The organism is Micromonospora sp. WMMD980, from assembly GCF_029626035.1.
In the GTDB taxonomy this organism is placed as follows: domain Bacteria; phylum Actinomycetota; class Actinomycetes; order Mycobacteriales; family Micromonosporaceae; genus Micromonospora.
In genome coordinates this window covers 1496141-1522504 of sequence record NZ_JARUBE010000003.1, presented here as the reverse complement: position 1 = coordinate 1522504, position 26364 = coordinate 1496141, and the positions used below count along the sequence as shown (strand labels likewise).

General features: G+C 75.5%; 23 protein-coding genes. 15 read left to right on the top strand and 8 right to left on the bottom strand.

All coding sequences use genetic code 11. The annotated features are described in order from the left end of the window. Positions 1 to 34: 34 nt before the first annotated feature. Together O7618_RS07380 and O7618_RS07375 are read right to left on the bottom strand one after the other, a co-directional pair. Positions 35 to 1474 carry a condensation domain-containing protein gene (locus tag O7618_RS07380; RefSeq protein WP_278105230.1) on the bottom strand — a complete coding sequence of 480 codons (1440 nt, stop codon included), beginning with the start codon at positions 1472 to 1474 and terminating at the stop codon, positions 35 to 37. A gap of 10 nt (positions 1475 to 1484) precedes the next feature. Further along, the gene (locus O7618_RS07375) at positions 1485 to 2600 is read right to left on the bottom strand and encodes a glycosyltransferase (RefSeq protein ID WP_278105229.1); all 1116 of its coding nucleotides are present in this window, start codon (positions 2598 to 2600) and stop codon (positions 1485 to 1487) included. A gap of 105 nt (positions 2601 to 2705) precedes the next feature. Here O7618_RS07375 and O7618_RS07370 point away from each other — a divergent pair, with 105 nt between their 5' ends. The 13 genes from O7618_RS07370 (at position 2706) to O7618_RS07310 (ending at position 17555) form a co-directional block, all read left to right on the top strand. Next, on the top strand, positions 2706 to 3980 hold the full coding sequence (locus O7618_RS07370) for a DegT/DnrJ/EryC1/StrS family aminotransferase (protein ID WP_278105228.1): 1275 nt from the start codon (positions 2706 to 2708) through the stop codon (positions 3978 to 3980). A 41-nt stretch (positions 3981 to 4021) separates the two neighbouring features. Beyond that, positions 4022 to 5236, top strand: a complete 1215-nt coding sequence (locus O7618_RS07365) for an inositol-3-phosphate synthase (protein WP_278105227.1) — start codon at positions 4022 to 4024, stop codon at positions 5234 to 5236. A gap of 77 nt (positions 5237 to 5313) precedes the next feature. Beyond that, a complete protein-coding gene (locus O7618_RS07360; RefSeq protein ID WP_278105226.1) occupies positions 5314 to 6525 on the top strand; it encodes an acyl carrier protein in 1212 nt (403 codons plus the stop codon). After that, the gene (locus O7618_RS07355) at positions 6522 to 8021 is read left to right on the top strand and encodes an AMP-binding protein (protein WP_278105225.1); all 1500 of its coding nucleotides are present in this window, start codon (positions 6522 to 6524) and stop codon (positions 8019 to 8021) included. The genes O7618_RS07360 and O7618_RS07355 overlap by 4 nt, the downstream gene beginning before the upstream one ends. Further along, positions 8014 to 9261 (top strand): alanine racemase, encoded by a 1248-nt coding sequence (locus O7618_RS07350; protein ID WP_278105224.1) that lies wholly within the window; start codon positions 8014 to 8016, stop codon positions 9259 to 9261. Before O7618_RS07355 ends, O7618_RS07350 begins: the two co-directional genes overlap by 8 nt. 4 nt (positions 9262 to 9265) lie before the next feature. Continuing rightward, the gene (locus O7618_RS07345) at positions 9266 to 9520 is read left to right on the top strand and encodes a phosphopantetheine-binding protein (protein ID WP_278105223.1); all 255 of its coding nucleotides are present in this window, start codon (positions 9266 to 9268) and stop codon (positions 9518 to 9520) included. Next, complete coding sequence (locus O7618_RS07340; RefSeq protein ID WP_278105222.1) at positions 9517 to 10677, top strand: acyl-CoA dehydrogenase family protein; 1161 nt, start codon at positions 9517 to 9519, stop codon at positions 10675 to 10677. The genes O7618_RS07345 and O7618_RS07340 overlap by 4 nt, the downstream gene beginning before the upstream one ends. Continuing rightward, complete coding sequence (locus tag O7618_RS07335) at positions 10670 to 11839, top strand: acyl-CoA dehydrogenase family protein (RefSeq protein WP_278105221.1); 1170 nt, start codon at positions 10670 to 10672, stop codon at positions 11837 to 11839. Before O7618_RS07340 ends, O7618_RS07335 begins: the two co-directional genes overlap by 8 nt. 29 nt (positions 11840 to 11868) lie before the next feature. After that, entirely contained in the window at positions 11869 to 13365 is a 1497-nt protein-coding gene (locus O7618_RS07330) for an amino acid adenylation domain-containing protein (RefSeq protein WP_278105220.1), read from the top strand. After that, entirely contained in the window at positions 13365 to 13898 is a 534-nt protein-coding gene (locus O7618_RS07325) for a flavin reductase family protein (protein ID WP_278105218.1), read from the top strand. Before O7618_RS07330 ends, O7618_RS07325 begins: the two co-directional genes overlap by 1 nt. Then, positions 13895 to 14722, top strand: a complete 828-nt coding sequence (locus O7618_RS07320) for an inositol monophosphatase family protein (RefSeq protein WP_278105217.1) — start codon at positions 13895 to 13897, stop codon at positions 14720 to 14722. Before O7618_RS07325 ends, O7618_RS07320 begins: the two co-directional genes overlap by 4 nt. Then, complete coding sequence (locus O7618_RS07315; RefSeq protein ID WP_278105216.1) at positions 14706 to 15662, top strand: Gfo/Idh/MocA family oxidoreductase; 957 nt, start codon at positions 14706 to 14708, stop codon at positions 15660 to 15662. The genes O7618_RS07320 and O7618_RS07315 overlap by 17 nt, the downstream gene beginning before the upstream one ends. A gap of 99 nt (positions 15663 to 15761) precedes the next feature. Then, positions 15762 to 17555, top strand: a complete 1794-nt coding sequence (locus tag O7618_RS07310) for an AfsR/SARP family transcriptional regulator (RefSeq protein ID WP_278105215.1) — start codon at positions 15762 to 15764, stop codon at positions 17553 to 17555. Between the two features lie 55 nt (positions 17556 to 17610). Here O7618_RS07310 and O7618_RS07305 read toward each other — a convergent pair whose 3' ends face one another. The 4 genes from O7618_RS07305 to O7618_RS07290 form a co-directional block, all read right to left on the bottom strand. Next, on the bottom strand, positions 17611 to 18609 hold the full coding sequence (locus O7618_RS07305; RefSeq protein WP_278105214.1) for a hypothetical protein: 999 nt from the start codon (positions 18607 to 18609) through the stop codon (positions 17611 to 17613). A 248-nt stretch (positions 18610 to 18857) separates the two neighbouring features. Then, on the bottom strand, positions 18858 to 19778 hold the full coding sequence (locus O7618_RS07300; RefSeq protein WP_278105213.1) for an ROK family protein: 921 nt from the start codon (positions 19776 to 19778) through the stop codon (positions 18858 to 18860). Between the two features lie 115 nt (positions 19779 to 19893). Next, positions 19894 to 20511, bottom strand: coding sequence for a hypothetical protein (locus O7618_RS07295; protein ID WP_278105211.1), 618 nt, complete (start codon positions 20509 to 20511; stop codon positions 19894 to 19896). 40 nt (positions 20512 to 20551) lie between these two features. Continuing rightward, a complete protein-coding gene (locus tag O7618_RS07290) occupies positions 20552 to 21784 on the bottom strand; it encodes a YciI family protein (protein WP_278105210.1) in 1233 nt (410 codons plus the stop codon). Positions 21785 to 21885: 101 nt separating this feature from the next. Here O7618_RS07290 and O7618_RS07285 point away from each other — a divergent pair, with 101 nt between their 5' ends. Continuing rightward, positions 21886 to 22776: an SGNH/GDSL hydrolase family protein gene (locus O7618_RS07285; protein ID WP_278105209.1), complete on the top strand. Its 891-nt coding sequence runs from the start codon at positions 21886 to 21888 to the stop codon at positions 22774 to 22776. A gap of 119 nt (positions 22777 to 22895) precedes the next feature. Further along, entirely contained in the window at positions 22896 to 23333 is a 438-nt protein-coding gene (locus tag O7618_RS07280) for a helix-turn-helix domain-containing protein (protein WP_278105208.1), read from the top strand. 4 nt (positions 23334 to 23337) lie between these two features. Here O7618_RS07280 and O7618_RS07275 read toward each other — a convergent pair whose 3' ends face one another. Next, the gene (locus O7618_RS07275) at positions 23338 to 24243 is read right to left on the bottom strand and encodes a siderophore-interacting protein (protein WP_278105207.1); all 906 of its coding nucleotides are present in this window, start codon (positions 24241 to 24243) and stop codon (positions 23338 to 23340) included. A 19-nt stretch (positions 24244 to 24262) separates the two neighbouring features. Next, positions 24263 to 26359 (bottom strand): iron ABC transporter permease, encoded by a 2097-nt coding sequence (locus O7618_RS07270; protein ID WP_278105206.1) that lies wholly within the window; start codon positions 26357 to 26359, stop codon positions 24263 to 24265. Positions 26360 to 26364: the final 5 nt, after the last annotated feature.

Sequence of the window (26364 nt, the reverse complement as noted above, 5' to 3'; positions counted from 1 at the left end):
TCGTACCTCTCTCGGATCGGTGCCGGTGAGTGTCCTACCCCGTCGCGTGGTCGAGGAAGCACGCACCGTCAGGCAGGCGCAGCCGCGCCGGGGTCAGGTCGGCGTCGGTGACCAGCGCCGAGACCACCGCCACGTAGTCGTCGATCAGGCCGCGGACCAGGTCGTCGCCGAAGACGCCACGGTTGCGGATGAGCACGCCGCCGGACCGGTCGTCGTCGACCACCACGATCGGCGAGCCGCGCTTCACCCAGACCGGCAGGCTGTCCGGCGGCACGTCGGCGGCGAGCACCGGCGGCGGGGTGCCGGGCGCCGGGCGGGCCGTCACATCGATCGGCTCCACCCGCAGCCCGGGGACGGCCAGCACCGGTGAGGCCGACGCGGCGGACTGGAACCAGGCGTCGAAGAGGTGGTTGTCGGGCCATGGACGCATCCGGGGGAAGTCCGGCCGGACCGCGCGGGCCACCCGGTGGAACGGGGCCGCGTGGTCGATCGCCCCGGCCAGCGCGGCGTGCGCGGCGGCGACCACCGCCCGCATCGGCTCGTGCGGGTCGATCGTCGCCGGCAGGTAGACGTTGTTGGTGAACTGCCCGATGAGCTGCCGCGACAGCGGGCTCTCCCGGCCCAGCGTGGTGGTGCCGAGCACCACCCGACGCCGCCCGGCCCGCAGCGAGAGCAACACCAGGTAGGCGGCGAGCAGCAGCACGTACGGGCTGGTCCGCTCCGCCCGGGCGGCCGGGCGCAGCCACGCGGTGATCTCCGGCGGGAACGCGAACCGGGTGGCCACCTCCGCGCTGAGCGCCACGTCCGGCCCGGGGGCGGGCGCCGGGAAGAGCTGGTACGGCTCCACCGGCCGCAGCCGGTCGGCCCACCAGCCGGCCCGGGTGGCGGCGTCGATGCCGCCGCCGGCAAGTTCCGTATCCTGGAGCGCGGCGAGTCCGGCGAAGTCCACGCCCAGCGGCGGCTGCGGTTCGACCGCGCCGAGCCGGGCCGCGTACGCGTGGCACACGTCCTCCACGAACACCCGGCAGGACCAGCCGTCGGAGACCATGTGGAAGAAGCAGAGCGCGAGCACGTGCTCGGTCGCGGAGAGCCGCACCAGAGCGGCCCGCCACAGCGGCGCCCGCGCCGGGTCGAACGCCACGTTGCGGTGCGCGTACGCGATCTGCTCGACGCGGGCCCGCTGCTCGGCCGGCGGGCGGCCGGTCAGGTCGACGTACTCCAGCGGCGAGTCGACGTGCGGCAGGATGGTGACCGCCGGGTCGGCGCCGATCCGGTCGAACCGCATCCGCAGCGCGTCGTGCCGGTCCACCACGTCCTGCACCGCCCGGCGCAGCACGTCGACCCGCAGCGTGCCGATCAGGCGGCGGAACTCCACCACCACGAGCCGGGCGTCGCCCGGGTGGTCCGGGTCGAGCGCGGTCATGAACTCCCACATCATCTGCTGGCTGGGCGCCAGCGGCAGCGTCGTCGGCACGGTCGCCTCCTCAGGCCGCCACCGGCTGCGCCGGCGCCGGGTCGACGGGTTGGTAGTCGGCCTCGTCCGGCGCGCGGAAACCGGTGAAGAGCAGGTCGGGCCGGCCCAGCCGGAGCGCGGTGACGAACGCGGCGCCGTCGAAGAGCGTCTCGACCGCCGCGCAGGCGACCGACTCGGCCACCGCCCGGGGGCCGCGGTCGCCGCCGAGCCGGCCGGGTGTCTTCGCGGCGATCACCGCCGCCGCGACGGCCGGCACCGCGAGCAGGCTGCGTCCGCCGCTGCGCCGGGCGGTGAGCAGCCCGGCCAGTGCGGTGACGGCGAGCGTGCTGACGGTGTTCAGCACGAACCGGCGTCGGTGCGGGTGGGCCAGGCAGAGCCACTGTTCGGAGCGGCCGTACGTGGTGAACCGGTAGGCGGCCGCGCGGAACGTGTCGGCGACGCCGGTGTCGTGGGTGACCACCCCGTCCGGCTCGGCGAGCAGCACGTACCCGGCGTCGGTCAGCAGCAGCCCGAGGTGCAGGTCCTCGCCGCCGATCGGCATCGGCGAGTCCTCCGGGAACCCGCCGACCGCCTCGAACGCGGCGCGCTTCAGCGCGGTGTTCGCCCCGGCGCCCCAGGACACCCGGGCGAAGTGCAGCGGCCGGGTCAGGTCGCCGAGCAGCAGGTAGGAGCGGCTCATCACGCGGAAGAAGACGCCGTCGCCGGGCTCCACGAGCACCGGACCGGTGACGCCGGCGACCTCCTCGCCGCTGGCCCGCAGCCGGGCCGCGTACCGGGTGATCAGATCGGCCGGGACCCGGCAGTCGGAGTCGGTGAAGAGCAGCAGGTCGTGCCGGGCGTGCCGGACGCCCAGGTTCCGCTTGGCGCCGACGTGCCGGGGCCCGCGCACGTAGCGGGCGCCGTACTCGGCGCAGGCGGCGCGGTGCGCGGCGGCCACGGCGGGGGCCGAGTCGTCCACCACCACCACCTCGACCGGTTCGGGACAGTGCGGTGCGGCGGCGCGCAGGCTGCGGAGCTGGCGGCGCATCTCCGGCACCCGGTCCTTGACCGGGATGACGACGGAGACGCCGCGCGTGACGGCGCGGGTTTCGGTCGGTTCGCCCACGGGCGATGGGGATCGGCTCATGTCCGAAGCGTCGGCCACATCGATACAGGATTGATACACGGAAACCTCTTGCGCAGATATCCGGCATGTATCGGCAATGTATCGACGGCCATCAAGGTCGGAGACATGACGACCTCCATCCCGCTCGACCGGCGGCTCGCCGTCGACGGCGGCCGGCCGGTCCGTCCGCCGGACCGCCCGTGGCCGCGCTGGCCGATCCCCGCACCGGACGCCGCCCGCAACCTCGCCGCCGTGCTGCACGGCGGGCGGTGGGCGATCAGCAGCCCCGCCGTCGGCGACGGCGGCCTGTTCGAACGCCGCTTCGCCGCCGACTTCGCCCGCTACGTCGGCACCCGCCACTGCGTACCCGTCGACCACGGGTCCAGCGCCCTGGTGGTGGCACTGGAGTCGCTCGGCCTCGGCTACGGCGAGACCGTGCTCGTGCCGGCGCTGACCTGGACCGCCTCCGCCACCGCCGCGCTGCGCGCCGGACTGGTGCCGGTGCTGGTCGACGTCGACCGCGACACCGGCTGCGTCGGGCCGGACGACCTCGACCTGTCGGTGGACCCGCGGGCCGTGGTGGCCGTGCACTGGGCCTCGAACATGGCCGACATGCCGGCGCTCGACGCGGTCACCGGGCCGCGCGGCATCTCCCTCGTGGAGGACTGCGCGCAGGCGCACGGCGCCACCTGGCAGGGCCGCCAGGCCGGCTCGTTCGGCCGGCTCGGCTGCTTCAGCTTCCAGCACGGCAAGGTCCTCACCTGCGGGGAGGGCGGGGCCGTGGTCACCGACGACGACACCCTCGCGCCGGTGCTGGAGGAGCTGCGGGCCGACTCGCGCCGCTACCGCGGCGACCGGACGCCGCCGGGCGAGCTGGACCTGGAGGAGAGCGCCGGCGTGCAGGGCGCGAACTTCTGCCTGGGCGAGTTCTCCGCCGCGGTGGTGTGTGCCCAACTGGCCACGCTGGACGCGCAGCACGACGTGCGCAACCGCAACTACCGACTGCTCAGCGAACTGCTGGCCGACGTCGACGGCGTCCGGCTGCTGCAACCGGCGCCGGCGCAGACCCGGATCTCGATCTACGAGGGGACGATCGTCCTCGACGAGCTGCCCACCGGGATGGACAACGCCGCGGTGGCCGCGGCGCTCACCGCCGAGCTGGGCAAGCGGTTCTACTGCACCGACGAGCCGCTGCACCGAAGCCGGCTGCTCCAGCCCTGGACCAAGCCGCTGCTCGCGCCGCTGGCCGAGCGCTTCGCCGCGATCCACGCCGACCGCGCCTACCCGAACACCGAGTGGCTCGCCGCGCACACGGTCCAGACGCACCACAGCACCTTCCTCGGCACCGAGCGGGACATGCACGACGTCGCCACCGCCGTGGCCAAGGTGCTCGCCCGCTGATCCGCGCCACCGCCGGCGCACCCACCAGAAGGGACCATCCCGTGACCGTCACCCAGCGTGAGACCTCGCACAACTCGACCCCCGATGCCGACGGAGCCGTAGGCGTGTGGCTCAACGGCGCCCGCGGCTCGGTCGCCACCACCGCGATCACCGGCCTGCTGGCGCTGCGCGCCGGCATGACCGCCTCGACCGGCTGCGTCACCGACACCGGCATGCTGCGCGACGCGCCGCTCGCCGACTGGACCGACATGGTCATCGGCGGGCACGACATCGTCGACACGCCGCTGGAGAAGAAGGCCGAGTCGCTCGTCGACTCCGGGGTCATCCCGGCGCCGGTGCTCGCCGCGGTGCGGGGCAGCCTGCCCGAGGTCGAGCGCGACCTGCGTACCGGCTACGACGCGCGTACCGAGACCGGCCCGCTGGCCGACGTGATCGACCGGCTGGCCGGCGACATCGAGGAGTTCCGCGACCGCCACGGGCTGTCCCGGGTGGTCGTGATCAACGTGTCGTCGACCGAACCGCCGGTCGACCACCGCCCCGAGCACGACGACCTGGACGCGCTCACCCGCAGCCTGGCCGACCCGGACGACAAGGTGCTGCCGGCCAGCTCGGTGGTCGCGTACGCGGCGTTCCGCGCCGGGTGCGGCTTCGTCGACTTCACCCCGTCGACCGGCGCCCGGCTGCCCGCGCTGGAGATGATGGCGCAGCGCGAGCGGGTGCCCTTCGCCGGCTCGGACGGCAAGACCGGCGAGACGCTGCTGCGCACCGCGCTGGCACCGATGTTCACCTGCCGCGCCCTGCACGTGCTCTCCTGGGCCGGGGTCAACCTGCTCGGCGGCGGCGACGGCGCCACGCTGGAGGACCCGCGCAACGCCCGCAGCAAGCTCAGCTCCAAGTCCGGCGTGCTCCCGGCGCTGCTCGGGGAGGACGTGACCGCCCCGCTGCACATCGACAACGTGCCGGACCTCGGCGACCACAAGACCGCCTGGGACCACGTCTCGTTCGAGGGCTTCCTCGGCGTCCGGATGTCGATGCAGCTGACCTGGAGCGGCGTCGACTCCACGCTGGCCGCCCCGCTGGTGCTCGACCTGGCCCGGCTCACCGCCGCGGCGCACCGGGCCGGGCACGTGGGCGCGATCGAGGAGCTGGGGTTCTTCTTCAAGGATCCGATCGGCACCGACGAGCACGCGCTGGCCGAGCAGGCGCAGACGCTCTCCACCTGGGCCGGCGGGCTGGACGGCCGTTCCGCCGACTGACCGTCGTCCCGGCCGCCGGCGCGGCACGTCCCGCGCCGGCGGCCCCGCCCCGTGTATCCGCTTCGAGGAGCCCCCCCATGTCACACGTCCGGAACGCACCCGACCCGCCGGCCACGGACCCGGTGTGGACCCCGATCCTGACCGGTCTGCGCGCGACCGCGCTGGACTGCCTCCAGACGAGCTTCGCCCTGCTCGCCGACCATGCCCACGGAGCCGGCAGCCACCTCGCCCTCGGCGCCCGCTACGGGTTCCGCACCCGCGAGCGCGACGGCCTGGTCACCGTCGAGGCCACCTCGGACGACCGGGCCGCCGAGGCGGTCGACCTGCTCGGCCTGCGGGTCGAGGGCCGGTGGATGCAGCTCGACGGGCCGCAGGTCCGCCGGCTGTGCGGCCCGGGTCAGCCGCTATACGTCACCGCCGACGCCTACGACCTGCCCTGGTGTCCCTACCACGGGCACGAACGCATGCGACACAGCTTCCTGGTCACCGACGCCGCCGACGACGAGGTGACGGTGGTGGACGGCTACCACAACGACACCGCCTGGGGCGCCGCGCGGCCGGGCGTGTGGCGGCTGCCCACCGCCGACTTCGACGCGGCGCTGGCCGGTGGCGCGCACACGCTGGCCGTGGCGGCGCACCCGGCACCGGCGATCGACGTGCCGGCCATGCTCGCCGGCAACGCCGAGCGCGCCCGCCGGGCCCGCCCGAAGATCACCGACTACCTGGCCCGCATCGGCGCCGCGCTGGACACGGTCGCCGGCGTGCACCGCCTCGTGCTCGACGTCTGGCTGCTCGGACGCGCCCGCGACCTGCACGAGCACTGGCTCACCGCGGCCCGGCCGGACGCCGCCGCCGCGCTGGCCGGGCAGGGCGCGCGCTGGCAGCAGTTCTCCGCGCGCAGCTACGTGGCGCTGCGCCGGGCCCAGGCGGGCCGCCCGGCCGCGCCGGAGCTGGTGGACGCGCTCGCCGCGCTGCTCGCCGAGCACCTGGACGCGCTGGAGTCGATGGCCACGCCGACCGCCGCCGCACCGGCCGGCGGGGACGGCGTACGCGCGGCCGTGCTCGGCGCGCTCGGCGACACGCTGCACCTGGACGGGGCCGCGCTGCGCACCACGGACGTGCTGCGGGAACTGCCGGGCTTCGACTCGTTCCGGCTGGTCGACGTGATCGACCGGGTGGAGCGGCGGCTCGGCGTCGAGGTCCCGGCGACCGCGCTCTCCGCCGCCGACCTGCGCGACGTCGGCTCGCTGTGCGCCATGTTCGGCGCCGCCGCCGGGGGTGCCCGATGAATGCCACGCTGCTGCACGACCTGCTGGACGCCACCGCCGCCGCGCGCCCGGACGCGTCCGCCGTCGACGACGGGACCACCTGCCGCACGTACCACCAGGTCCGGGACGCCAGCGTGCGCCTGGCCGGCCGGCTGCGTGCCGACGGTGTACGGCGCGGCGACCGGGTGCTGGTCGCGCTGCCCGCCGACGCGGCGCTGCCGGCGCTGCTGTACGCGGTCGCCCGCGCCGGCGCGGTCTTCGTGGTGGTCCGGACGCCGGCCCCGGACGTGGCCCTGGCGCACGTGCTCGACGATGCGGAACCGACCCTGGTGCTCACCGACGACGCCGCGCTCGGCGACCTGGCCCGCGCCCGGCACGTTCCGGTGCGCGGCGCCGCCGAGCTGGCCCGCGCGGCGGCGAACGGCGCGGACGGTGACCCGCCGGCCGGCGCGGGACCGCTGGCGGTCGACCCGGTCTGCCTGATCTACACCTCCGGCAGCACCGGCATGCCGAAGGCGGTGGTCTCCACGCACGCGCAGGTCACGTTCGCGGTCCGGGCGATCCAGTCGGAGCTGCGCTACCGGCCCGACGACGTGGTGCACGACGTGCTGCCCACCTCGTTCGACTACGGCCTCTACCAGATCTTCCTGAGCACGGTGGCCGGCGCCCGGCTGCGCCTGGGCGACCCCGCCGAGACCGGCGGCCGGCTGCTGGTCAGCCTGGTCGAGTCCGGGGCTACGGTGCTGCCCTGCGTGCCGTCGCTCGCCATCAACCTGCTGCGGCTGCTCGGCCGGCCCGGCGCGCCGCGCCCGCCACTGCGGCTGGTCACCAACACCGGCGCGGCCATGCCGCCGGAGGTGCTGGCCGGCCTGCGCCGGCTGCTGCCCGACCTGATCGTGCAGTTGATGTTCGGCCTCACCGAGTGCAAGCGCGCCGCGATCATGCCGCCGGACGAGGACCTGCGTCGCCCCGGCGCCTGCGGCCGGGCGCTCCCCGGCACCGAGATCTTCACGGTGGACGCCGACGGCCGGCGCCAACCGGCCGGGGTCACCGGCGAGCTGGTGGTCCGCGGCCCGCACGTGATGGCCGGCTACTGGCGGCGCCCCGAGCTGACCGCCGAGCGGTTCCGGCGCGCGCACGGGCTGTTCCCGCAGTTGCACACCGGCGACCACGGCCTGGTCGACCCCGACGGCTACGTCCACTTCACCGGCCGGCGCGACGACGTCTACAAGGAGAAGGGCACCCGGGTCAGCGCCACCGAGGTGGAGGCCGCCGCGTACCGGGTCGACGGCGTGGACGCGGCCGGCGTGCTGCCCCCGGTCGACGGCCACGACGGCGCGACGCTGTTCGTGGTGGCCGCGCTGGCGCCCGGCGACGTGCTGAGCCGGCTGCGCGGCCAACTGGAGGAGATGAAGGTGCCGGCGCGCTGCGTCGTGCTGCCCGCCCTCCCACTGACCGGCAACGGCAAGGTGGACCGGCGGGCGCTGGCCCGGCTGGCGGGTGAGCGCCGTGGCTGACCTGCCCTTCGAGACGCCCGCCTACCGCTACGACCTGGCGCAGGTGCGCGCCAACCACGCCACGCTGCGCGCGGCGCTGCCCACCCCGAGCCGGCTCTACTACTCACTCAAGGCCAACCCGCACCCCGCCGTGGTGGCCGCGCTGCACGAGGCCGGCTGCGACGCGGAGATCTGCTCCCCCGGCGAGCTGGCGGCGGCGCTGCGGGCCGGGGTGCCCGGCGACCGGATGCTCTACACCGGGCCCGGCAAGCGCGACGCCGAGGTGGCCGGCGCCATCCGCGCCGGGGTCCGCTGGTTCTCCGTCGACTCGCCGGTCGCGCTGGACCAGGCCGACCGGATCGCCGCCGCGCACGGCGTCGAGGTCCGGTGCCTGCTGCGGGTCAACGACCGGGTGCCGAACCCCGGCCAGGGGCTGACCATGACCGGCGTCGCGTCCCAGTTCGGCGCGGACGTCGACTGGATCGAGCGGGAACCGGAGCGGTTCGCCTCCCGTCCGTCGGCGGCGGTGCGCGGGTTCCACCTCTACACCGGCAGCAACGTCGACTCGGTGGACGCGCTCGTCGCGCAGTTCACCGCCGCCGCGACCACCGCCGGCACGCTGCGCGACCTGCTCGGCGTCGAACTGGACGTGCTCGACCTGGGCGGCGGCTTCGGCGCACCGTTCGCCCGCCCCGGCGGCAACGCGGACCTGTCCGGGCTCGCCGAGCGCGTCGGGGCGGCGCTGGACGGGCTGTTTCCCGGCTGGCGCGACGACGGGCCGACGGTGGCGTTCGAGTCGGGCCGGTTCCTCACCGCCACCGCCGGCACGCTGCTGACCCGGGTGCTGGACGTGAAGCGGTCGCAGGGCACCCCGGTGGTGGTGCTGGAGTCCGGCATCAACCACCTGGGCGGGATGTCCGGCCTGCGCCGGCTGCCGCCGCTCGTACCCGCCCTGCACCCGGCCGACGACCGCGACGGCGAGCCGCTGCGCGCCGCCATCGTGGCCGGGCCGCTGTGCACACCGCTGGACACCTGGGCCCGCGCCGCGAACCTGCCCGACGTACGCCCCGGGGACGTGCTGGCCGTGCCGAACGTCGGCGCGTACGGGCTGTCGGCCAGCCTGCTGGCCTTCCTCGGCCACCCGGCACCGGTCGAGGTGGTCTGCGACGGCGACCGGGTCGTCGAGACGTCCCGGCTGACGCTGACCCGGCGCCCGGCCGAACCGCCGGCCGCCGACGACGAACCACGAGATGAGAGGTGACGTCATGAACGCCGAATTCACCGAGCTGCTCCGGCCGTTCCTCAAGTTCGCCGGCGCCGGCGAGATCACCGAGGAGTCGCGCCTGCGCGACCTCGGCCTGGACTCGATGCGCGAGATCGAGCTGCTCTTCGCCATCGAGGAGACGTTCGGGGTCTCCGTGCCCGACGACAAGCTGGTCGACTCCACGTTCGCCACCGCCGGCGGGCTGTGGGGCGTGGTCGAGGACCTGCGCACCCCGGTCGGCGGTGGTTCCCGATGACCGCCGACGCCGGGTACGCCCCGGCCGTCGAGACCGTCGCCGAGGTGGCGGCGGCGCACGCCGGCCGGGCCGACGAGACCGCCACGTTCCCGACCGAGGCGCTGGCCGCGATGCGGCGGACCGGGCTGCTGGGGCTGCTCGTCCCGGCCGCCGAGGGCGGCGCCGACGGCACGCTGACCGACCTGGTCGACGTCACGCTGGCGCTGGGCCGGGTGGACATGTCGGTGGCGATGGTCTTCGCCATGCACTGCCAGCAGGTCGCCGCGATCACCGCGTACGGCGGGGAGAAGCTGCGGGCCGACGTGCTGCCCGCGGTGGCCCGGGGCGAGCGCTACCTCGGCTCGGTCACCACCGAGGCCGGCAAGGGCGGACACCTGCTGACCGCCGAGTCGGCGCTGACGCACGACGGCGAGATGCTCGGCATCGACCGGGCCGCGCCGATCGTCACCGGCGGCCCCTACGCGGACGCGTTCCTGATCACCACCCGGGCCCCGGACGCCGGGTCGGCCGCGCAGGTGGACCTGGTCTACGCCGCCCGGGACCAGGTGGAGGTCGAGGTGACCGGCGGGTGGCGCCCGCTGGGCATGCGGGCCACCCACAGTGTGCCGATGCGGCTGCGCGGCGCGGTGCCGCAGTGGCAGGTCGTCGGCGAGCACGGCGCGTTCCGGGAGATCGCCACCACCGTCTTCGCGCCGCTGGCGCACGTCGGCTGGGCCGCGGCCTGGCTGGGCGCGGCGGCCGGGGCGTACGCGCGGGTGCTGCGGCACGCGCGCAGCGAGGCGGGACGGCGACAGTTCGCCCCCTCGTCGGAGCTGGTGCTGCTGCGGCTGGCCGGGATCCGGGCCCGGCTGGACGCGACCCACGCGCTGCTGCGGCACACCGTCTCGGTGGTCGACGACGCGCCGGACATGTCCGCGACGCCGGTGCAGTTGCTGCTCAACACGCTGAAGATCCGGGCCGCGGAGGAGTCGTTCGCCGCCGCGCACGAGCTGGTCGAGCTGGCCGGCCTGCGCCACGGCTACCTGACCGACTCGCCGCTGGCGCTGGAGCGCACCTTCCGGGACCTGCGGTCGGCGTCGCTGAACTACGCCAACGACCGGCTGCGCCTGGCCAACGGGGCGCTGTCGCTGCGCGACCCGGGGGTGCGTCTTGCCTGAGTCGACCTCCCCCGCGCCGAGCGGGGACGACACCGGGGCGGGTGGGCACGACGACACGCCGCGCGGGGACGACACCGCGCCGGGTGGGGGCCGCGCCGAGGTGCGCGCTGCCCTGTCCGGGGTGGACCCCACCGACGCCCGCGCCGTGTGGCGCGCGCTGGGTGCCGGCGGGGTCGTCGCGGCCCTCTACCCAAGCGGCGACCAGCCGGACCCGGTGCGGCTGTCGGCGCTGCTCACCGAGCTGGACGCCCGCTGCCCGCTGGGCGTGACGCTGTCGGTCTGCGTGCAGGTCGCCACCGTGCTGCCGCTGCTGGCCGGCGCGGCCGGACCGGCGGAGCGCGCCCGGCGCGACATGCTGCGCGGCGAGACGGTGGTGGCGCTGGCCGTCACCGACGCGGCCGGGTCCGGCTCGGACCTGCTCGACGCCACCACGAGGGTGAAGCTGGGCGACGACGCGGCGACGGTGGACGGCGCGAAGACCTGGATCACCAACGCGACGACCTGCGACGCGGCGCTGGTGCTGGCCCGGCACCGCGCGGCGCGGCACTTCACCAGCTTCTGCTGGGTGCTCGCGCCGGCCGCCGCGCCGGGCGTGACGGTCTCCTCCGCCGGCCGGGCGTTCGCCGGCGCGGGCGTCGGGCACCTGCGCCTCGACGGCGTCGCGCTCGACCCGGACACCGTGGTCGGTCGTCCCGGCCGGGCGCTGGCCGGGTTCGCCCGGCAGGTCGGCGTCGAACGGCTGGCCGGCGCGTTGTGGGCGCGGGCGATGTGCCACCGGCTGCTGGCCGACCTGCGCGACTGGCTGCGGCGGCGACCGGCCGCCGAGGGCACGCTCTGGGACCGCCCGGCGATCCGGGAACGGTACGCCCGCTGCCTGGTCGCCGTCCGCCAGCTCGACGCGCTGTGCGCGCCGCCGCTGGCCGCGACGGAGCCCGTGGTGTCCCCGGTCGACGGCATGGTGCTCAAGGTCGCCGCCGCCGAGACGGTGGACCGGGTCGCCGCCGAGGCGGTGCGCCTGCGCGGCGCGGACGCGTTCCGCGACGGCGGCGAGGCGCACCTGCGTGGCGAGGTGGCCATGTTCGGCATCGCCGGCGGCGCCACCGGCGCGATGCTCGCCGGCATCGCCGACCACGCCGACGAACTGGTCGGCACCGGGATCTGACCCGAAACAGCACGGAAGGGAGCAACGCCGTGAGTCTCTACCAGTGGTTCCAGCGCAGCGCGGAGCGCCTGCCCGAGGCGGTCGCGCTGGAGGTCGGCGGGGAGTCGGTGACCTACCGCCGGCTGCACGAGCTGGCCGGCGGTCTCGCCGGGCGGATGCATGCCCGGGTGGGCCGGCGTCCGCGGGCGGTCGGCCTGTTGGCGGCCCGCAGCCTGCCGGCGTACGCCGGTTATCTGGGCGCGTTGCGGGCCGGCGCGGTCGTGGTGCCGCTCAACCCGGCCTTCCCCGCCGCCCGCAACGCCCGGTTGTGCCGCGACGCCGGGGTGGACGCCCTGGTGGTCGACGCCGCCGGCGCGGCGGTGGCGGCCGAGGTCGCGGGCGACGCCGCCACGGTACGGCTCGACGAGCCGCCGGGCGCGGCCCCGCCGGAGCCGGCGGTGCGCCCGGACGACGTGGCGTACCTGCTGTTCACGTCCGGGTCGACCGGCCGGCCCAAGGGCGTGCCGATCCGGCACCGCAACGTGGACGCCTATCTCGCCCACTGCCTCGACGTCTACCGGGTCGGCCCGGGCGACCGGCTGTCGCAGACCTTCGACCTGACGTTCGACCCGTCGGTGTTCGACATGTTCGTCGCCTGGGGCGGCGGCGCCACCCTCGTGGTGCCGCAGCCGGACGAGGTGCTCACCCCGGTGCGGTTCGTCAACGAGCGGCGGATCACGCACTGGTTCTCGGTGCCGTCGGTGGTGTCGCTGGCCCGCCGGATGCGGATGCTCTCTCCCGGCGCCATGCCCGGCCTGCGGCACAGCCTCTTCGCCGGTGAGCAGCTCACCGTCGAGCAGGCGCGGGCCTGGGCGGCGGCGGCGCCGGGCAGCGTGGTGGAGAACCTGTACGGCCCCACCGAACTGACCGTGACCTGCACCGCGCACCGGCTGCCGGCCGATCCGGCGGACTGGCCGGCGACGTCGAACGGCACGGTGCCGATCGGTGACGTGCACGAGGACCTGGACGCGATCGTGCGGGGCGGGGACGGCACGACCGGTGGCGACGACGGTGAGCTGTGTGTGCGGGGAGCGCAGTGCTTCGCCGGCTACCTCGACCCGGCCGACGACGAGGGCCGGTTCGTCGAGCACGCCGGCCGGCGCTACTACCGCACCGGCGACCGGGTCCGCCGCGAGCACGGCACGCTCGTGCACCACGGCCGCCTCGACGACCAGGTGAAGCTGCGCGGCTATCGGATCGAGCTGGGCGAGGTCGAGATGGTGCTGCGCGGGCACCCCGGCGTGCAGGACGCGGTGGTGCTGGCGCTCGGCACCGGCGACGGCGTGACGCTGGAGGCGGTCTACACCGGCGCCGCCGGGATCGACGCCGAGCTGTCCCGCCGCTGCGCGGACGGGCTGCCCGGCTACATGGTGCCGGCCCGGATCCACCACGTCGCCGCGCTGCCCACCAACGGCAACGGCAAGACCGACCGACGCCGGACCGCCGCCCTGGTCGGCGACGTCGGCGGGACGAGAGGAGAACGGTGATGACCGGGATCAGCAACGCGTACGAGCAGGAGCGGGCGTTCCGTTCCGTGGCCGGGCGCTTCGCCACCGGGGTGGCGGTGGCGACCGCGCTCGGGCCGGACGGACCGCTCGGCATGACTGTCAACTCGTTCACCACCGTGTCGTTGTCCCCCCGGATGCTGCTGGTCTGCCTGCGGCGGGACTGCCGCCTGCTGGACGCGGTCCGGCGCGACGGCCGGTTCGCGGTCACCGTGCTCGCCGACGACCAGCGCGACGACGCGGCCTGGTTCGCCAGCCGGGGCCGGCCCACCGGCGCGGAGGGCTTCGCCGGCGTCGCGTACGACGCGGAGACCGAGACCGGCTGCCCACGGCTGACCGACGGGGTGGCGTACTTCGGGTGCGAGGCGGTGTCGGCCGAGCCGGCCGGTGACCACGCGGTGCTGATGGGGACCGTCCGCGCCGCCGGCCTGCTCCGGTCGACACCTCCGCTGCTCTTCGTGGACGGGCACTACGCGCAGGTCGCCGACCTGCGGGAGCCGGAGGTGGCGCGATGAGCATCGGCGCCGCTCCGGCCGACCTGCGCCACCTCAGCCTGCGCGCCGCGCGGGCCGGGGCGGACGCCATCCGCCAGGCCCGCCACCGGGGCTTCCAGACCGTCCACAAGGGAGGGGCGGCGCAGGACCCGGTGACCACCGCCGATCACGCCAGCGAACGGGCGATCCTCGACCTGCTCGCCCGCGACCGTCCGCAGGACGCGGTGCTGGCCGAGGAGTCCGGGCTGAGCGCCGGCTGCTCCGGGCTGCGCTGGATCGTCGACCCGCTCGACGGCACGCTCAACTTCAGCCACGGGGCGAGCCGCTACGCGGTCAGCATCGCCGTGGCGGCCGGCTGCGACGTGGGCGAGGGTCGGGTGGTCGCGGCCACCATCCTGCAACCGGCCTCCGGCGCCTGCCTGGTGCTCGACGCCGACGGCGCGCACGACGGCGACGCCCGGGTGGCGGTCAACCGCGACGCGGTGCCGGCACACGCGCTGGTGGCGTTCGCGGTGCCGAACGCGCCCGGCCCGCGGCGGCGCGCCTACCAGGCGCTCGTCGGCCTCGCGCCGCGCGTCGCGGACCTGCGCAACTCCGGATCCACGGTCTGCGACCTGGCGGCGGTGGCCACCGGGGAACTGGACGCGTTCCTCAGTTTCGACCCGGCGGAGTGGGATGTCGCCGCCGGCGCCGCCCTGGTGGAGGCCGGTGGCGGGGTGACCCGCCGCTGGCGCCGGGACGGACGGACCGTCTTCGCCACCGGCGCTCCGGCCGTGGTGGCGGCGCTGGCGGCCTGGCTGGGCACGGACCACGACGAGGGGGACGACGATGACGAGCAGCGATGAGTTCCGGCTGGCGCTGGTGGGCGCGGGGCGGATGGGCCACCACCACCTGCGCGCGCTGGCGGGCAACCGGAAGGTCCGGATCAGCCACGTGGTCGACCCCGTGCCGGACGCCCGGGCGGCGGTCGTCGCCGCCGGGCTGCCGGCGTACCCGAGCGTGGCGGACCTGCTCGCGGACGCCGCGCCGGACGGTCTGCTGGTGACCGCGCCGACCGGCCGGCACGGCGCGCTGGTCGCCGACGCCGCGAAGGCCGGGCTGCCGGTGCTGTGCGAGAAGCCGGCCGGGCTGGACGCGGCCGAGGCCGCGGAGGCCGGCCGGGTGGCCGCGGCCGCCGGCGTCGGCTTCCAGGTCGCCTACTGGCGCCGGTACGTGCCCGAGCTGCGGCGGCTGCGCGAGCGGATCGCCGGCGGCGAGCTGGGTGAGGTGCTGTTCGTGGCCGCGTCGCAGTGGGACGGGGAGCCGCCGCCGGCGGCGTTCCGCACCGGCAGCGGCGGGATCTTCGTGGACATGGGGGTGCACGAGTTCGACCAGATCCGGTGGCTGACCGGGCAGGACGTCATCCGTGTCTGCGCCCAGCCGGCCGGGCACGTCACCGACCCGGCGGTGCGCGGGCGGGACGTGGACAGCGCTCAGGCGTTGCTCGGTCTCTCCCGCGGCGGCACCGCGCTGGTCTCGCTCGGCCGGCACCATCCGGGCGGGGACATGGCGGCGGTGGAGGTCTTCGGCACCCGGGACCACGTCCGGCTGACGTTCCTCGACCCGGCCGACGGCGACGCCACCATGTACGCCGCGCTGGCCCGCCAGGCGGAGGACTTCGCCGAGCTGGCCCGCACCGGACGCGCCGAGGGCGCTCAGGTGGCGGACGCGGTCGCCGTGCTGGACGCGGCGCACCTGGCGACGGCGCAACTCACGCTGGGTCACGAAGAACAACCCGATCGGTGAGTCCTTTCATCATCTGGGAGCGGGTTATTCCCTAGCCGAAGGTGGGAAATTCAGGCGCCACAACACGGTGGACGCACTGCGGAGCGAGGGACTACATCCATGCAGTTCAGTGTTCTCGGTCCGTTGGCGCTGTCCGCGGACGACCACGCGATCACGCTGACCGGCACCAAGCCGCGACTCCTGCTCGCCCTGCTGCTGCTGAACCCGGGCCGTACCGTCTCCACCGCCCGGCTGGTCGACGGCCTCTGGCCCGACGCGCCGCCGGCGTCGGCGGTGCGCAACCTGCGCACCTACGTGCACCGGCTGCGGCAGGCGCTGGACCGCGGCGGCGACTCGGCCGACCGCCTGGTCCACGACGGCACCGGCTACCACCTGCGGGTCGACGAGCACGAGCTGGACCTGCTCCGGTTCCGGCGACTCGCCGAGGACGCGCGCCGGTCCGCGCGCGCGGACCGGCCGGACGCCGCCGCCGACCTGTTCGACCGGGCGGTCGGGCTGTGGCGGGGCCAGCCGCTGGAGGACCTGCCGGACCTCGGCGCCGAGCTGGGCGCGACCGTCACCGCGCTGCGGGAGCAGCACCGGGAGATGACGGTCGAGCTGACCGACCTGCGCCTGCGCCTGGGCCAGCCGGCGCGGGTCATCCCGGCGCTGCGCCGGATGGTGGCGGAGGAGCCGCTCGACGAACGCCACCAGGCACAGTTGGTGACCGCGTTGACGCTCGAGGGACGCGTCGGCGAGGCGCTGGTCGCCTACCAGCAGGCCCGACGCGGCATCGTCGACGAACTCGGGGTCGACCCCGGCCCGGCCCTGCAGGGCGCCCTGCAGGCCGCGCTGGACGCGGACTCGACCGAGGCCCGACCGCCCGCCGGCCGGCCCGCCGCGGCGCCGGCCGGAAGGCAGGCGCTGCCGATGAAGCCGCCGGTCCTGGTCGGCCGGGACACCACCGCCGGTCAGTTGCGCGCCATCGCCGAGGGCATCGCGGACTCGACCGGCGCGGACGAGCACGCCGCCGTCGTGCTGGTCTCCGGCGCGCCCGGGGTCGGCAAGTCCTCCTTCTCAATCTCCAGCGGCTACGACCTGGCCGACCTCTTCCCCGACGGGCAGCTCTTCGTGAGCTTCGACAGCGGCGACGAGCCGCCACGCGGCAGCGGGGAGCTGATCCGGGAACTGCTCGTCGAGCTGGGGGTGCCGCTGACCGACGTGTCGGAGGACATCCGGGAGCGGGCCGCGGTGCTGCGGTGCGCGCTCGCCGGCCGGCGACTGCTGCTCATCATCGACGACGTGGAGTGCGCGCAGCAGGTCCGCCCGCTGCTGCCGGGCGCGGGCCGCAGCCTGGTGCTGGTCAACAGCCGGCAGCGCCTGCTGGACCTGGACGTCGGCTGGCGGCTCACGCTCGGCGCGCTGGACCGCGACGAGGCGGTGGAACTGCTGGCGACGATCGCGGGCGAGGACCGGGTCCGCGAGCAGCCGGAGGTCTTCGGCCGGATCGCCGACGCCTGCGACCAGTTGCCGCTGGCCCTGCGGATCGTCGGCAGCCGGCTGGTCACCCAGCCGGACGGCGCGCTGCCCGGCTTCGCCGAGCATCTGGAGATCGAGGAGAACCGGCTCGCCGAGTTGGTCGTCGGGGACATCTCGGTGCGGCACACGCTCTCGGTCAGCTACCGAGGGCTCGACGTCGACGCCCGCCGGGCCTTGCGCGAACTGGCCGCCGCCAACTCACTGATCACCCCGACCAGCGCGGTGGAGATCCTGCGCCTGCCCCGGCAGCAGGCCAGCCGGCTGGTCGAGCACCTGGTCCAGCACAACATGCTGGTGCCGGTCGACGCCGGCGGCCTCGGCCAACGCTTCCACCTGCCCGAGTTGCTGCGCATCTTCGCCAACGAATGCCCGTGAGGCGGGGGCCCCGCTCAACGCGTTCTGCTGAGCGGGGCCCCCGGTCACCACCTACCTACTTGAGGAACCGGTCCAGCGCCGCCTCGATGGTGCCGCTGTCCGGCGCCGCGTAGGACTTCATCGTCACCTTGTTGTAGGAGATGAAGCTCGGGCAGCGGGCGGCCGGCGCGGTGACGGTGCCGCCGTCGCCGATCTTCTCGCCGGTCTTGGCCGCGTGGAACGTCAGCGTGTAGCGCGAGGAGATGTAGTCGACCGTGACGATCTTGCCGTCGGTCGCCTTGTACTGGCACTTCTTCGGCGTGCCCTCGCTGCCGTCCACCATCTTGAGGCAGCCGACGACCGACGCGGTGGCGAAGTCCGCCGACTTCGCGTAGTAGGGCTTGTCCGAGCTGAACGACTTCTGCGACCAGAACGTCGGCCGGTCCGGGGCGTTGGAGAAGACGTACGCCTTGGCGTTCGACGGCCCGGTGTACGGGGTGGCGTTGAGGATCGCGCCGCCCTCGCAGACCGCGGACAGGTCGCTGGCGTAGCGGGCGGTCGTCGCGTCGTTGTTGGTCGGCTCCTCCGGCCCGGTCGTCTCCGGCCCGGCCTGCGACGGAGTCGCGGTCGGCCCCGGGGTGGAGCTGCCGGACGCGACCGGCGTCGGGTCGTCCTTGTCGTCGCCGCCGAACGCGACGTAGGCGAGGCCACCGCCGCAGCACAGCAGCGTCAACGTCACCGCGCCGGCGGCGAGGCCCACGATCAGGCCCTTCTTCGACCGGCCGCCGGGCGGCGGGGCCGGCGCGAACGGCGCCGGCTGCCCCGGGTACCCGGGCTGGCCCGGGTACGGCGCGCCGGGCTGCGCGCCGTACGGCGCACCGGAACCCGGCTGGGCGCCGTAGGGCGCGCCGGACGCGGGCTGCTGACCGTACGGCGCGCCCGAGCCGGGCTGCACACCGTAGGGCGCACCGGAGGCCGGCTGCTGACCGTACGGCGCGTTGGGGTCGGGCTGGTTGCCCCACGCTCCGGCGTTCGGGTCCGGATAGCCTCCGTAGGGAGGGTGATTGTCACTCATCTGAGGTTCTTCCACCTGTCGTCCGTGGTTCCGGCGATCAACCACCCCGCAGCGTAATGACGGCTGCAAATCCACGATCGCCGACGTCTGGTCGGTCTTCACCATCGGTGCCGACGCCGTTCCGGTGCGTGCCCGGGTGAGCCAGGCGGGTGCCGTGTCACCGCACTCCACCTGGTGGGATCCGTTGCACGGCAACGGATCCCGAGATCCGCCCGAGCCGCCGAGCGAGCCGGAAAATGTGACGCACGCTACAGCGACGCGGGCACCGTGTCCCGGGCCAGGGCCAGCGCGCCGTACAGCGCGGCGTCGTCGGCGAAGCCGGAGCGCACCACGTCGGGCGGGTGCGGCAGCACCTCGGTCAGCCGGTCGACGAGCATCCGCCGGATCAACGCGCTGCGGGTGACGCCGCCGACCAGCACGATCCGCTGTGGATCGAGCAGCAGGCAGCAGGTCGCCAGCGCGTGGGCCGCCTCGTCGACCCGGGCGGCCAGCGCGTCACGCGGCGCGCCCGGCGCCTCGGCGGCGGCGGCGAGACCCGCCGTCCCGCCCGGCACGTCGAGGTCGGCGGCGAGCCGGTCCAGCGCCCGGCCGGAGAAGTCCAACTCCAGCATGGTCCCCGGCCAGGGGCCGCCGGCCACCGCGTACCCGATCTCGCCGGCCGCGCCGCGGTGACCCGGCAGCACCGCGCCGCCGACCGTGACCGCCGCCGCGACGCCGGTGCCGATCCCGACCACCAGGCCGGGGTCGACGCCGCGCAGCGCGCCGTGGCGCAACTCGGCCAGGGCGGCGGCGTTCAGGTCGTTGTCCACCGCGACCCGGGGCACGTCCAGCGCGTCGCGGACCGCGTCGGCCAGGCGCAGCCGATCCCAGCCGGGCACGTTGGGCGCCAGGTCGATGCCGTCCGGCCGGACCACGCCGGGCGAGGCCACCCCGGCCGCGGCGAGCGGACCGCCGACCTCGCCGACGAGGTCACCGGCGAGCGCCAGCGCCCGGGCCAGCGCCTGCGGCGCGCCCCGCTCGGCGTGGGTGGGCACCCGCCGGCGGACCAGCAGCCGGCCGTCGGCGTCGGACACCCCCACCGCCATCTTCGTGCCGCCGAAGTCGATGCCGAGCAACAACCCCGCGCCGCGCGTGCCGGCGGCGGGCGGGCCGGACAGCCGCACGCTCACGGTTTGACCTCTGTTCGCGACTGCGGGGCTCGCAAACCCGGCTCACACCTCGCGCTCACGGGGCCACCCTCTGTTCGCGACTGCGGGGCTCGCAAACCCGGCTCACTCCTCGCGCTCACGGGGCCCCCAGCTCGGCGGCCACGGCGTCCAGCGCCTCGTCGGCGCGGCGCAGCAGGCCGCGCACCGCGTCCAGCCGCTCGGCGACCGGGTCGAGCGCGGCGCGCAGCACGCCCACCTGGGCGCGGACCGCGGCGGCACCCGGCCCGTCGGCCTGGGCCCGCTGGAGGACCAGCTCCGGGCGGACGGCGGCGGCGATCAGGTCGGCCACCGCCGCGTCGTCCAGCTCGCCGGCGACGTCGGCGGCGGCGGCCCGGACGCCCTCGGGGGTCCAGGTGTCCGGCCCGCCGGCGCGCACCAGCCGACCGACCACCGAGTGCGCGGCGCGGAACGGCACCCCGTGGCGGGTCAGCGCGTCCGCGGCGGCGGTGGTGGTGGCGCCGGAGGCGACGATCTCCTCCCGGCTGGGCGGGTTCAGCGGCGCGATCTCGGCGAGGAAGCCGCCGACCAGGGCGAAGAACCGCTCAGCCCGGTCGTTGCTCTCCCAGAGCCGCACCTGCACGTCGGTGGTGGGGTTGTTGGAGTCCTCCCACCAGGCGGCGCCGACGTTGTTGAGCACCGAGGCGGCGTCCGCCGCCGCCTGACCGGCGTACGAGACGAGGTGTTCCAGCACCACCGGGCTTGTGTGTCGGCTCGGTGCGGAGCTCCTGGTCCGGCTACCACGACGAGCCATCGCCGCCGAACTCGTCGCGCACGAGCAGCGGTGGCTGCCGGAGTTGGCCGACCGCCTGCCGTTGCCGGTGCCAGCGCCGCTGCGTGTCGGCCGGCCGACGGCAGAGTATCCGTGGTCGTGGAGTGTCGTGCCGTTCTTCCCGGGCCGGATCGCAGCGTGGGCGGAGCCCGACGATCACTGGTCGGCCGCGGCGACGCTCGGCGGATTCCTGGGCGCGCTGCATGTCCCGGCTCCTTCGGAGGCGCCCGTCAACCTGTTTCGCGGGATTCCACTGGCCGGGCGTGCCGAGGGGGTCCTGACCGGGCTGGCGCACGTCGATCCGGCCGACCGCGCCGCCGCCCGGCCGGTCTGGGAGGCGGCCGCCGCTACGCCCGCCTGGGACGGTCCGCCGCTGTGGCTGCACGGGGACCTGCACCCGGCCAACATCCTGGTCGACCACGGTCGCATCAGCGCCGTGATCGACTTCGGTGACCTGACCTCGGGCGATTCCGCCGCCGACCTGTCCGTGGCCTGGATGCTGTTCACGGCGGAGCAGCGTGCCGCTCTTCGGGAGGCGTACGGCCGCGCGGACGACGCGACCTGGGAGCGGTCGCGCGGGTGGGCGCTCGTCCTGTCCCTGGTCTTCCTGACGCACTCGGCGGACAACCCGCTGATGCGCGGCATCGGCGAGCACCTCGACGTCGGCGTATCGACGCGCGGTCAGGAGGCCCTGGGCCGCGTCCGGATCCGACGCCTGCACGAGCAGCGCGGTGCCCAACCAGGCCGCGCGGTCGTCGGACAGCAGCGGGCCGTAGGCGATCAGCCGATCCGGATCGCCGGGCACGGCCAGGTCGGCGGCCTCTCCCGCGCCGAGGGCCAGCACCAGGTAACGGTTGCCACCGACCGGGCCGCCGGGAAAATCCCCCATGCGTCGTCGCAGCGTGTTGCGCCAGCGCCGGAGCAACACGTCGCGATACACGCCGGCCTGGTAGTTGGGCTCGTCGAACGCGAACGCGCGGGCGGCGGCGGAATCGGGCAGGTCGACGATGTGCAGGCTGCCGGTGGGCGTCGCGCCGTCGTCGGCGAGGGTCGGCCCGCGGGCGATCATCCCGGTCCCGAGCCGGTCCATGTAGGACCAGTGATCTTCTCGCAACCCGTCCCGCAGCGGAACGGAGTGCGGCCGGTAGCGGTGGAAGCACGGAAATTCCATGCCGGACAGTCTCGACGCATCGCACACCCCTGCTCCCCCTTAATGAGGTTGGTCTATATTGACCGGCATCACAGGCACGGACAGACTTCCGGGACCACCACCCCATGATCCCGCTCCGGGAGGGCGCCATGATCCGTCCCCGCCTGTCGCTGCCGCGTACTGCCGCACGCCTGGCCACGCTCGCCGCGGCCACCGCCGGCCTGCTGCTCGCCGTCGTCGCACCCGCCAACGCCGCCGTGCCCTCCGGGCGCTACGTGGCGCTCGGCGACTCGTACACCGCCGGCCCGCTCATCCCCACCCAGACCGACCTGAACTGCCTGCGCTCCAACCGCAACTACCCGTCGTTGGTCGCGGCCGCGTCCGGCTCGTCGTCGTTCGCGGACGTGAGCTGCTCCGGGGCCACCACCGACGACATCCTGTACGGCGGCGACGGCCAACTCGGCATCAACGTGCCGCCGCAGCTCAACTCGGTCACCCCGAACACGGCGCTGGTGACGGTGCAGATCGGCGGCAACGACATCGGTTTCTCCGGGATCATCAGCGACTGCGCGCAGGCCAGCGTCAGCAGCCCGCTCGGCTCGCCGTGCAAGGACCGGTTCACCGCCGGCGGCACCGACCAGCTCCGGGCCCGGATCGCCGCCACCGTGCCAAAGGTGACAACGGTGCTGCGCTCGGTCACGCAGGCCGCGCCGGGCGCGCGGGTCGTGGTGCTCGGCTACCCGGCGATCCTGCCGGACAGCGGGTACGGCTGCTGGCCGGTGGTGCCGATCGCCTACCAGGACGTGCCCTACCTGCGGGGCGTCGAGAAGGCGTTGAACACGATGCTGGCCGACACCGCGGCGGCGAACGGCGCGAGCTACGCCGACGTCTACACCCCGTCGATCGGCCGCGACGCGTGCAAGGGCAGCGGCACCCGCTGGGTCGAGGGGCTGGTGCCGCAGAACGCGGCCGCGCCGTTCCACCCGAACGCCCGGGGTGAGCAGGGCATGGCCGACGCGCTGCGCGCGCACCTGAGCTGATCCCGCTCCACCCGAGCCGGTCCCGCCACCCGGCGGGGCCGGCTTCCGGCCGGTCTCCGCGCAGCGACCGTTCCGTACCAGGATCTCGCCGCAGGGGTGTCGGCCACGGGAGGCGGCGGGTGTCGCGGGCTCGGTCGGCGCACCACCGCGCTCTGACGGCGACCACCGCGCTCGCGGTCCTCCCCAACACCACGATGACCGCCGCGTACGTGCCGGAGCCCCGCCGGATGGCGCCGCCGGTGATCCGTCGCGCGCAGGCATATCTGGAGGAGCACGCCGCCGAACCGGTCGCCGTGGCGCAGGTCGCCGCCGCCTGCGGCGTCGGGCCACGCGGCCTGCAGGCCGCGTTCCAGCGACATGTCGGCCACAGTCCGCTGACCTACCTGCGTCAGGTCCGCCTCGCCCGCGCCCACCGCGATCTCGCCGCCGCCGACCCGGCCTCCGGCGCGACCATCGCCGGCATCGCCCGACGGTGGGGCTGGACCAGCCCCGGCCGCTTCGCGGCCGCCTACCGGGAGACATACGGGAGGCCACCCCACGAGACGCTACGGGAGTGACGGTTCAGCTCTCGGCGCGGCCGGCCCGCCAGTAGCCCATGAACGCCACCGCCCGCCGGTCCATCCCGCGCTCGGTGACCAGGTGCCGGCGCAGTCCCCGGATCACCGCCGCCTCGCCGGCCAGCCAGGCGTAGAGCGCCGCGCCGTCCGGCCGCTCCGGCACCTCCCAGAGGACGTCCCGGTCCACGTCCACCTCGGCCGGCGCCTCGCCGGCCGGCGAGCGGGCCGGGGCGGGCAGCAGCCGGGCGGCGAGGTCCGTCACCGCCGGGGAGAGGCGGGCGCCGTGCGGGGCGCCGGCCCGGGGTAGCCAGGTCACGGTGACCCCGGCCGGCACCCGGCACGGCAGCACGTCACCCGCCTCCGGCACCTCGACCAGCGCGTGGCCGCGCGCGCCGGCCGGCAGCCGATCCAGGATCGCGCAGATGGCCGGCGCGGCCGTCTCGTCGCCGGCCAGCAGCAGCACCGCCCCGGCCGGGGGCCGGAACTCCACGCCGCCGTGCTCGCCCGGCCAGCCCGCGTCCGGCCCGACCAGCGCCAACCGATCGCCCGGGCGGGCGCGCCGCGCCCATCGGGTCGCCGGGCCGCCGTCACCGTGCAACGCCATGTCCACGTCCACCTCGGACTCCTCCGGCCGCGCCGCCCGGACCGTGTAGGTGCGGATCGGGCTGCGCCGCTCCGCCGGCAGGTCCCGCCACCGCTGATACCACTCCGGCCCGTCGGGCAGTTCCCCCGGCACCCCGTCGACCACCGGCAACGCCAGCTTGATCCGCTGGTCGTAGCCGTTGTCGGCGAACCGGTCCAGGTCCGCGCCGGTGAAGGTGACCCGCAGGAACGACGGGCCGAGCCGGCGTACCGCGCGTACCTCGACGGTGAACACTCGCCACGGCGTGACGGCCACGGTGCTGGTCATGTGACGTCCTCTCGAGGGGTCATCGGTGGGCGGCGACGCGGGAGCGCCACAGCAGCCAGACGAAGTAGGGGGTGCCGATCAGCGCGGTGACCAGCCCGGCCGGCACCTGTGCGGGGGCGATGACGGCGCGCCCGAGGGTGTCGGCCAGGCTGACCAGCACGGCCCCGAGCAGCACCGCGACCGGCAGCACCCGGGTGTGCCGGCCGCCGACGAGCGCCCGAGCGGCGTGCGGCGCGACCAGGCCGACGAAGCCGATCACGCCGACCGCCGACACGGCGGTGGCGGTGAGCAGCGCCGCCAGGCCGAGCGCGACCAGCCGGGCACGCTCCAACCGGACGCCGAGCACCCGGGGCGTGTCGTCGTCGAGCGCGAGCAGGTCCAGTTCCCGACGCACCGCGATCACCACCGGCACGGCGACCAGCAGCGCCAGCGCCACCGGCAGGAGCTGTGGCGCGGTACGCCCGTAGGTGGAACCGGAGAGCCAGGTGAGCGCCTTGCCGGTGTTCCACGGGTCGGAGGAGACGACGATGAAGGTGATCACCGCGGCGCCGCCCTGCCAGACCGCGAAACCGATCAGCACGAGCCGGTCCGAGTCGAGCCCGCGACGCCGGGCCAGCCCGTACACCAGCGCGAACGCGGCGACCGCGCCGAGCCCGGCCGCGCCGGAGAGCGCGAGCACCCCGGCCGCCGGGGCGAACGTCAGCAGCGACACCGCGCCGATCCCGGCGCCGCCGGTGATGCCCAGGATGCCCGGCTCCGCGAGCGGGTTGCGGCAGACCGCCTGCACGGTGGTGCCGGCCAGGGCGAGGGCGGCGCCGGCCAGCAGCGCCGCCGCGACGCGCGGCCAGCGCGCGTCCAGCACGAAGGTGTACGCCGGCCCGGTGCGCCCCTGCACCCAGTTGGCGACGTCGCCGAGCAGCACCATCGTGTCCCCGGCGAGCATGCCGAGCGCCAGCGCCCCGACGGTCGCCGCCGCGCAGGCGACGACCACGGCGGTGTGGAAGGCGCGGGAGCGTACGGCTGCCTGCCCGCCCGGCGGCTGCCGGGTGGGACCGGCGTCGCGGTGCCGGCGGGCCAGCCAGACCAGCAGGACCGCGCCGAAGAGCGTGGTGACCACGCCGGTCGGGACGTCCACGCCGGCCTGCCCACCGAGCACGGCCCGCAGCAGCACGTCGGAGCCGAGCACGACGACCACGCCGACCAGGCCGGAGAGCGGCAGCAGCACCCGGTGCCGGTGCACCTCGGGCACCCAGCGGCCGAGCAGCCGGACGATCACCGGCGCACCGAGCCCGACGAAGCCGATCGGCCCGGCCAGGGTGACGGCGGCGGCGGAGAGCAACACCGCGAGCAGCACCACGGCGAGCCGGGTGCGGCGCACGTCCAACCCCAGCACGGTGGCGGTGTCGTCGCCGAGGGCGAGCAGGTCGAGCCGGTGCCCGAGCGCGACGAGCACCAGCGCGGCGACCGCGATCACGGGGGCGAGCTGGGTGAACGCGACCAGGTCGCCCTGCACGAGTGAGCCGTTGCCCCAGGCGAACAGCCCGATGGTGGCCTGTTCGAAGAGCAGCAGGAGCAGCATGGTCAGCGAGGCGAGCGCCATCGCGGTGGCCGCGCCGGCGAGGATCAGCCGGGTGGTCGCGGCCTGCCCACCGGCGGACAGCAGCATCACCAGGCCGGCGGCGGCGAGCCCGCCGCAGAACGCGAGCCCGCCGGCGGGCAGCGCCGGCAGCGCGATGCCGAACGCGGCGGTGGCCACGATCGCCAGGTGCGCGCCGGCGTTCACCGCGAGCGTGTCCGGCGAGGCGAGGGGGTTGCGGGTGGTCGACTGGAGGGCCGCGCCGGCGAAGCCGAGCGCGAGGCCGACGGCCAGCCCGGTGAGCAGCCGCGGCAGCCGGGAGGCGACCAGCACCCGGGCGGTCTCGTCGTCTGCCCCGGTGACCAGGCGGAGCAGGTCGGCCGCCCCGACCGAGGAGGTGCCCTGGGTGAGGTGCACCGCGGTGATCGCCACGAGCAGCGCGGCGGCGAGCAGGAACGCGCCGGCGACCCGGCGTCGGGCGGGGGGTGGCCCGACCGGGGCCGGCCGGGTGGCCGGCTCCGGTCGGAGGGTGGCGATCATCGGGG